The organism is Novipirellula sp., from assembly GCF_041583735.1.
GTDB lineage: Bacteria > Planctomycetota > Planctomycetia > Pirellulales > Pirellulaceae > Novipirellula.
On sequence record NZ_JBFHFD010000372.1, the window covers coordinates 1 to 8,539 of the forward strand.

At 55.8% G+C, this 8,539-nt stretch carries 8 protein-coding genes; 2 read left to right on the plus strand and 6 right to left on the minus strand.

Annotated features, from left to right (window positions below; translation table 11 throughout):
* From ABX962_RS22875 to rpsB, 6 genes are all read right to left on the minus strand, one after another.
* Positions 1 to 1,430: hypothetical protein (locus tag ABX962_RS22875; RefSeq protein WP_372722633.1), on the minus strand; the 1,430-nt coding region annotated here is incomplete at its 3' end.
* 325 nt (positions 1,431 to 1,755) lie between these two features.
* Positions 1,756 to 2,316 carry a ribosome recycling factor gene (gene frr / locus ABX962_RS22880; protein WP_339942821.1) on the minus strand — a complete coding sequence of 187 codons (561 nt, stop codon included), beginning with the start codon at positions 2,314 to 2,316 and terminating at the stop codon, positions 1,756 to 1,758.
* Between the two features lie 67 nt (positions 2,317 to 2,383).
* Positions 2,384 to 3,154, minus strand: coding sequence for a UMP kinase (pyrH, locus tag ABX962_RS22885; protein WP_372722635.1), 771 nt, complete (start codon positions 3,152 to 3,154; stop codon positions 2,384 to 2,386).
* A gap of 215 nt (positions 3,155 to 3,369) precedes the next feature.
* Positions 3,370 to 4,212 carry a translation elongation factor Ts gene (gene tsf / locus ABX962_RS22890; RefSeq protein WP_372722637.1) on the minus strand — a complete coding sequence of 281 codons (843 nt, stop codon included), beginning with the start codon at positions 4,210 to 4,212 and terminating at the stop codon, positions 3,370 to 3,372.
* 135 nt (positions 4,213 to 4,347) lie between these two features.
* Positions 4,348 to 4,515: a hypothetical protein gene (locus tag ABX962_RS22895; RefSeq protein ID WP_372722639.1), complete on the minus strand. Its 168-nt coding sequence runs from the start codon at positions 4,513 to 4,515 to the stop codon at positions 4,348 to 4,350.
* Positions 4,516 to 4,604: 89 nt separating this feature from the next.
* Positions 4,605 to 5,411 carry a 30S ribosomal protein S2 gene (rpsB, locus tag ABX962_RS22900; protein WP_345327893.1) on the minus strand — a complete coding sequence of 269 codons (807 nt, stop codon included), beginning with the start codon at positions 5,409 to 5,411 and terminating at the stop codon, positions 4,605 to 4,607.
* Positions 5,412 to 5,907: 496 nt separating this feature from the next.
* Here rpsB and ABX962_RS22905 point away from each other — a divergent pair, with 496 nt between their 5' ends.
* Both ABX962_RS22905 and ABX962_RS22910 read left to right on the plus strand, forming a co-directional pair.
* Positions 5,908 to 7,812, plus strand: a complete 1,905-nt coding sequence (locus ABX962_RS22905) for a 2-oxoacid:acceptor oxidoreductase subunit alpha (RefSeq protein ID WP_372722641.1) — start codon at positions 5,908 to 5,910, stop codon at positions 7,810 to 7,812.
* 72 nt (positions 7,813 to 7,884) lie between these two features.
* Positions 7,885 to 8,539, plus strand: a 655-nt coding sequence (locus ABX962_RS22910; protein ID WP_372722643.1) for a 2-oxoacid:ferredoxin oxidoreductase subunit beta, incomplete at its 3' end; no start/stop codon positions are given.

Below are 8,539 nucleotides of genomic sequence, written 5' to 3' on the forward strand. Positions count from 1 at the left end.
CCCCAGGCCTCTTGGGCGCGAGTCACACTGCGAGCCACTTCGGCTGAAAACGGCGTCAAAGGACTATTACTATCCAGCATCGACAGCAAAACAAAGGGAAAGAAAATGTACAGCGACAGCATGGTTAGCGCTGCGGTAAGCAACGATTGTCCGAACACAAATTGAGCGATCCCGTAGACAGGAATGATGGCAAAGCCGGCAGCAGAAAACACCTCGATCAAATTCTCGAGCCAGCCCATCGGGTCAAACACAGGCCATTCGCTGACCTTCTCTTCTCCGTTGGCAATCGACTGCAGGATCGCGAAGCCACAACTGACCACAACGAGCCCGAACACGATTCCTGCGGGAACCAAGGCAACCTGTAAAACGCGAACTTCCGATGCCAAGACCACGATCGCGGGCACCGATGCGATCAGCGACAATGCGACCCAATGTGCGAGCACTCCAAGATCGCGAAAAATGCCAAAGATGCTGGCCAACCATCCGCTGATGCTGGGGATGTCGTCGTCATGTTTTTGTACCCGTTCTTCGACTCGCGATGCTTCGTCGAGCAATTGCTGGGCCGATTTACGGTAGGGATCCGAGCGGCGATCGGACGACGAAACCTGCGACGCCTCGAAGGCAAACGTGGCGGCGTTATCCATGTCGATCACGACTTTTTTGGGCACGCGCGGAGGCTGGCGGACCCGGATGGGGGAATGGCAATCGTTGCACTTGATCGTCTTTCCCGCTTGGCTGGCTTGGACCATCCGCTGCGAACCGCACGTCATACATTGCACACGATATTCGGTGGCGTATTCGACAGGCGTCTTTTTTGTTCCCAACTCGGCAGCCAGATCGATCTCGTCGTCAACGATGTTTTCGTCGCCAAGTTCGATCACGTCGTCGTCGCCACCGGGTGTCCCCGCTGTTGGAATCACCGGCGTTGGAATCACGGGTGCGGGTTTCACGGATGTCGGGCGAGGTGTTCCGACGGGTGGCTTTGACAGCGCCGGGCGAAGAACAAACGGATCATCTTCGTCCCCGTCCCCACCGGCCGCATCCCCGCTTACAGAGGCTTTCGGTTTGGGGACCGATTCGATGGTGGAGGTAAACTCGTCCAGCTCGGCAGCGAATTCTCCGAGCAACGTGTCTTCGTCGGGGCTGACGGATCGAGGCGGCTTTGGTTTTCTGGTGGGGTTTGCCGCGGCTGCAGCGGGCGGAGACGGACGCGGATTGACCTTTGCGGTTTCGAGAGTTGACGGTTTGTTTGCCGGAACGGGATCGGTATCCAGAGTCAACCAATCGTCGGCATCATCGTTGGTCGTCGCACTCAATCCGGGAGCCAGAAACGCGGCAGCACAATGAGGGCACGAGACCCGCAGCCCTGCGGAACTATCGGGAATCGAGACCGACTTGTTACAGCGAGGACAGATCAGAGATAAGGGCATGGAACACACGGGGCGTTGGCCGAGGTTGTAGAGGAGGCGTGGAGAGGACGTTTCGCAAAAAAGCCCATCCTCTCATTCTATCCTGCCCGGCGGCTCGCTTCGCGTGGGTGGCCACGATTTTCACCCGATCGGCGGCGCCACCGCTGGCTCCACTTGCCGCCGCGGTTCAGGCAGCCCTCTGACGCCATCGACTTTGGTCGCGTTCGCGGCACCAGCCGTCCTGCTGCAGCGAGAAAAAACGTTCGCACCGAACCGGGCGGCTCGTCGCCGCACCGTTGAAAAGATCGACAAAAACCGTGAGCATTCACCCCAGAACGCGGCGATGCTAGCTGTCGAGCACTTCGGACTCGCGACTTTTTGCGAGCTCGGCGGCTTGCGCTTCGAATTTCTTGGTCAACTCTTGGACCTCTTCCTTCATGCGATCACGATCGTCCTCGGAGATCTCTTTGGCCTTTTCGGAGTTATCGATGGCCTTGTTGGCATCACGACGGATGTTACGAATCGAGACCTTGGCTTCTTCGGACAATTCCTTGATCCGCGAAACCATTTTCTTTCGCACTTCGGTGGAAAGTGGCGGCACGTTCAGGCGAATGATGCGTCCGTCGTTTTGCGGGTTCAGCCCCAAATCGCCGGCAACGATCGCCTTTTCGATTTCTTTGATCGTGGCCGCATCGTAGGGACGAATCACGATCTGCTGAGGTTCGGGCGTTCCGATCGAAGCAAGTTGCTTAAGCGGAGTCGCTGAACCGTAGACCTCGACTTTCAACGAGTCCACCAAGCCTGGGTTCGCACGTCCTGTGCGGATTCCGGACAAGTTATGGCTGAGAACGGAGATTGCTTTATCCATACGTTCTTCGGCATCGAGAAGCACATCATCGCTGGACATCTTGCATCCTTGGGAATGGAGTAACAGGGGGAAGACTAGAGTTAATACAGTGTATCGGTTGCGGCACTTATTGTTTCTTTTCAGGGCCGATCCAAGTTCCGACGTTTTCGCCGGAGATAGCGCGAACGATGTTTCCGTTCTTCTTAAAGTTAAAGACGACAATCGGCTTTTTATGTTCGCTGCACAGTGCGATCGCGGTTGCGTCCATCACTCGCAAGTTCTTTTCCATGACGTCGCTGTAAGTCAGCGACTCGTACAGCACGGCATGCGGATTCTTTTCCGGGTCGTCGCTGTAAACGCCATCGACACGCGTCGCTTTGAGCACCACGTCGGCTTCGATTTCCAGCGCTCGTTGGGCTGCCGCAGTGTCGGTGGTGACAAAGGGGTTACCGATACCGGCGGCAAGAATCACCACTCGGCCACGTGTCAAATGACGCAGTGCTCGGCGGCGAATGAAGGTTTCGGCAATCTTGTCGGTTGGGATCGCCGACATCACACGCGTTTGCAATCCGTGAGCTTCCAGCGCGTCTTGCATGGCAAGCGAGTTGATGATCGTCGCGAGCATTCCCATGTAATGGGCTGTTGCTTCGTGGACCATCGAGTTGCTGCCGGAAAATTGGGCGCCGCGGAGGATATTGCCGCCGCCGATCACGATCGCAATTTGACAGCCGGTGTCGTGCGCTAACTTGATCTGGCGAGCGATTTCGCCCGACTCTTCACCGCTGATTCCGCGTCCGCCCGAATCAGCGAGACTTTCGCCGCTAAGTTTTAAGACGACGCGTTTGTAATGCAGGGGAGCGTTGACGTCGGAGCCATCCGACTGGGGAGCGTCAGACATGGTGTTGAAGACTTTCGCGTTTGGAAAAGCGGAGAGGGTTGGAAACCAGGGGGGTGATTGTTAAGGGTGGATCGCAGAAATCACTGAAATTGCGATCTGCCGCCAGTGCTAAGCATAACGGAAAGTATACGAAAAAACCTCGCCGGTCCGATGGGGGACAAGCGAGGTTATCGCGGTTTGCAGTTGCCACCGCAGCGGTGGCAATCGCGCCTAGGTTACGCGTCGACTTTTTCGCCGATAACCCAGTGCCAGTAATTCTTTACGGTCATCCCGTTAGCTTTGGCGTATTCGCCAACCGATTGCTTGTCGTCTTTGACAAACGGTTGCTCAAGCAAGCAGCGTTCGGCATAAAACTTCTGCATCCGGCCATCGACCATTTTTTCGGCGATGTTTTGTGGCTTGCCTTCCGCAATCGCGGCTTCCAACAAAACTTCACGCTCGCTGGCGACCACGGCAGGATCGATCGAGTCTTTGCTCAAGCTTTCCGGACGCATCGCAGCGATGTGCATCGAAACGTCTTTGGCTGCATCGTCGTTGCCGCCTTCGATTTCGACCAAAACGCCGGCGGTGGTTCCGGCGTGGTGCATGTAACCGCCACAGGTGCTTTCGACGCGGATCATACGGCCGACCTTGAAGACTTCGCGGATGCGATTGAACATGTCTTCTTTTTGCGTTGCCAAGGTGGTGCCGGGTTGTGACGGCGAGTCTTGGGAAAGCAATTCTTCAGCGCTCGCAGCACCAGGGCCGGTCGCGTACTGTTGAGCCAAGTCCGCAGCCAATTGAATGAACTGCTCGTTGGTGGTCACAGGGGCGCTTTCGCACAGCAATTCAACCATCGCGCCGACCTTTTTGTCGGTACCGATGTAAAGACCGAAACGACCAAACGCGGTTTCGCGGTCGCTACGTTTGTCGGCGAGAGCTTGGCCCTTCTTGCGAAGTAGCTCAACCGCCTTTTCTTCGTCGCCACCCGCTTCGGTCAACGCTTTTTTGCAGTCCATCATCGGCAATCCCGTACGCTCACGGAACGCCTTCACCGCTGCCGCAGTGATATCAGCCATCTCTTCATCTCCAACGTATAAAAAACAGTTTGTATTGTTGCTTGCGATCTTTGCGAGAGTCGAATTGCTCTCCTTCATCGACAAGCTTTAGGCACATGCCATTTTTGATCAAGCGACTTGGGGCTCTTGTCGCGATTATCGCCATTTCTTAATCGCCCCCACTCGAAACCGTGCGGAAAGGATCGCGGATATCGGTGCCGCGAAAATGACGGGGACCGAAGCGTTTGCGACCAAGCCGCGAATCACACAACGCACGATCGCCATGAAGCCGCTTCCTCCATTGCGAATCGGGGCGGCTGCCATGCCAAGCGGTGGAAGGGGCCCCAAAAAAATGCAAGCCCGCATAACCGGGGGACCCAAAACCGGATCCCCCAAAAATCGTCCTCGGAAAACTAACCTTCGGCCTGAGGCGATTGAGCCGCTTCCGATTGGGTTGCTGCAGCAACCATTTCAGCTTCCGTGCCAGTTGGCTTGGTTTGCTGAGGCTGGGGGCTGCTTTCGGTCGCCGATTGTCCCTTGCCCGCGATCACCGCGTCAGCAAGTTGTTTCATGATCAATTCGATGCTGCGGATACCATCGTCGTTACCGGGAATCGGCAAGTCGACTTGGGTTGGATCGCTATCGGTATCGATCAACGCGACGGTGGTGATCCCAAGGCGTTTTGCTTCGCGGATCGCGTTACGCTCTTTACCGGGGTCAACGATGAACAAGCACTCGGGCAAGCGGTTCATGGTTCGCAAGCCGTTCAAGTTACGGTACATCTTGCGATGCTCGCGGTTTAGTGCCGACTGCATCTTCTTGCTGTAGTTGTCCATGGCGCCGGTTTGACGCATGTTTTCCAATTCTTCCAAACGGCCAAGGCGGCTGCGAATGGTACGGAAGTTGGTCAACGTTCCCCCCAACCAACGCTCGCTGACGAATGGCATTCCACAGCGGAGCGATTGCTCTTCGAGGGCTTCGCCCGCTTGACGCTTGGTTCCCACAAACAGGATCAAGCTGCCGCCCGCGGCAACTTGGCTGAGATATTTTTTAGCTCGCAACAGACCGCGAAGGGTTTCGCGGATGTCCATGATGTGAATCTGGTTTTTACGGCCGAAGATGTACGGAGCCATCTTCGGATTCCACAGGCTGGTGCGGTGACCAAAATGGACACCGGCTTCGATCATTTCTTGAACGATTGGACTTGATGGAGTGGACATCGAGCGAAATTTTTCCTTTTCAGAAAGGGGACCGACTGCGGGCTACGAGAATCGCGAGCGAAAACTTTCACTCACGAATTCCAGGGCATTCGAGGCTGCCGATACAGTGGCAACCACACACGCCCTTCGTCCCATCTTGCAAGCGGCAAAACAAGTTTAGAAAGCTACGGAGAGACAGTCGCCGCAGCTAAGCGAAGTGCGGAGGTTAGCGGAATCGAGAGATTTGAGCAAGGGAGTAGGTTTTATCGTCTGGGGTAGCGAAAAATATTGCGGTCATTCCGCAACTTGATGGCGACAAAATGTCGCTGGTGAGAACCCGTTTTTTGCTTTTCTGTCTTATTTTCAGAGAAAGCGTCGAGGTGGACATTACGTTTCGATGCCCAAAATATAGAATTCGGATAAGTTTGCGAATCCGAATGATCGATACAAACACTATATCTTCACTCAATACATCCATTCCCAATGGAGGTGCGTTTCTACGCATCCAGCGAAGCTCATGACGGCCTCTCCGACCACTTTAAAAGACGTATCTACCGTTTCCGGCATTACCGTTCGCCTGGCAGGCGACTCTGGGGACGGGATGCAGCTACTCGGCACCCAATTGACCAACACCAGTGCGTTGGCGGGGAATGACGTGGCCACTTTCCCCGATTTTCCCGCGGAAATCCGCGCCCCACGGGGCACCCGGGCTGGGGTTAGCGGTTTCCAAGTCCGTTTTGCCAGCGAAGAAATCTTCACTCCCGGCGACTATCTTGACGCCTTGGTGGTCATGAATCCGGCTGCCATGGTCACCAATCTGGGTGACCTGCGCAAAGGCGGTATCCTGATCGCAAATGAAGATGGCTTTAACGAAAAAGAGTTCAAACTCGCCAAAGTCGAATCGAATCCGCTGGACGCCAGCGTGATCGAAGAGGTCTATCGCGTCATTAAAGTGCCGATGACCGCACTAACACGCGATGCCGTGGCGGCCCATGGTTTGAGCCAAAAGATCGCCGATCGCTGCAAGAACTTCTTTGCAATGGGACTGGTCTACTGGCTGTTTGGCCGCTCGCTCGACCCTACCCTGCGGTTCATCCAAGACAAATTTGGCAAGAAACCCGATATCGCGGCGGCGAACGAAGCGGCCCTGCGAGCCGGTTGGGCGTACGGTGAAACGACCGAAGCGTTTGGCGAAAGCTATCAAGTCGAGGCAGCCGAACTCGAAAAAGGCACCTACCGCAACATGATGGGCAACCAAGCACTCGCTTGGGGATTGGTCGCTGCATCGAAGCTCAGCAGCAAAGACATGTTCTACGGAACCTATCCGATCACGCCTGCGAGCGACATTCTGCACGAATTGACTCGCTTCAAAAACTTTGGCGTGCGGACTTTTCAAGCCGAAGACGAAATCGCAGCGGTCTGTGCGACGATCGGAGCCGCCTTTGGTGGCACGATGGCAGTCACCGCCAGCAGCGGGCCAGGGATCGCACTCAAAGCTGAAGCGATGGGCCTCGGCATGATGCTTGAACTGCCGATGATCGTGATCAACGTTCAGCGGGGTGGCCCAAGTACGGGGCTGCCAACAAAGACCGAGCAGAGCGATTTGCTGCAATGTATGTTTGGCCGCAACGGTGAATCTCCGCTGCCAATCTTGGCACCGCGATCCCCCGGTGACTGCTTTGATATCGCAGTCGAAGCTTGGCGAATTGCCACCGAATGCATGTGCCCAGTGGTGATTCTGTCGGATGGCTATATCGCCAACGGCAGCGAGCCATGGAAGATCCCCGACGTGGCCAAGCTTCCTAAGATCAAGATCACGCACCCCGAAGGTGCCGATCCGGACGAGCCATTCATGCCGTACGCACGCGATGAAAACCTGGCACGGCCATGGGCGATCCCTGGCACCGAAGGGTTGATGCATCGCCTCGGTGGCCTGGAAAAAGAAGATGGAACTGGAAACGTCAGCTACGATCCGGCAAACCATCAACACATGACGGACACGCGTGCAGCGAAAGTCAGCCGGATCGCCGAGCGAATTCCTGACCAAGACGTGTACGGGGAAACCAGCGGCGACGTCCTGGTCATCTCGTGGGGCGGAACCTACGGTTCGTGCCACACGGCGGTTCGCACCTGCCGCAACGCAGGCCACTCGGTCAGCCACGCTCATCTGCGTTACATCAACCCCATGCCAAAGAACTTGGGCGAATTGATGAAAGGCTTCAACAAGGTCATCGTGCCCGAGTTGAACACAGGGCAATTGCGAATGCTGCTGCGAGCGAAGTATCTGGTCGACTGCATCGGCGTTAACAAAATCCAAGGAAAACCATTCGCGGTTAGCGAGTTGGTTGAAGCGATCGAAGAGCATGTTTCGACCGCCAAAGGTGGCAAGTCCAAGGCTGACGTGCGAAGCAAAGCGGGCTAAAGGACGCGAACCGTCCCCCACCCCATGTTCGTTCCCCCCCTCAGCAACACACTTACTTCGAATCTTTCTGAAATGAATCTTCCTGTTTTAAAAGCGGCCGACTTTGCTTCGGACCAAGACGTTCGTTGGTGCCCCGGATGTGGCGACTACTCGATCTTGGCGCAAATGAAAAAAGTGCTCCCCGAACTGGGTGTGCCTCGTGAAAAGACCGTGTTCATCAGCGGAATCGGCTGCAGCAGCCGATTTCCGTACTACATGAACACCTACGGAATGCACAGCATCCACGGTCGCGCCCCTACGTTCGCAACGGGACTGAAATCGACGCGGCCTGACTTGATGGTCTGGGTGATCACGGGCGACGGCGATGCGCTGTCGATCGGCGGTAATCACTTTATCCATTGCCTTCGCCGTAACCTCGATATCAACATCGTGCTGTTCAACAACCGTATCTACGGTTTGACCAAAGGCCAATACAGCCCGACCAGCACTGAAGGACAAGTCACCAAGAGCACCCCGATGGGCTCGATCGACCATCCGCTGCATCCGCTGTCGGTCGCGCTTGCGGCCGAGGCAACCTTTGTCGCGCGAAGCATCGATGCGCACGTCAAACACCTCGGCGAAACGCTAAAGCGAGCAGCCGAGCACAAAGGGACGTCGCTGGTCGAGGTCTACCAAAACTGCAACGTGTTCAATGACGGCGCAATGGCTTACGCCCAAGAACGCAAGC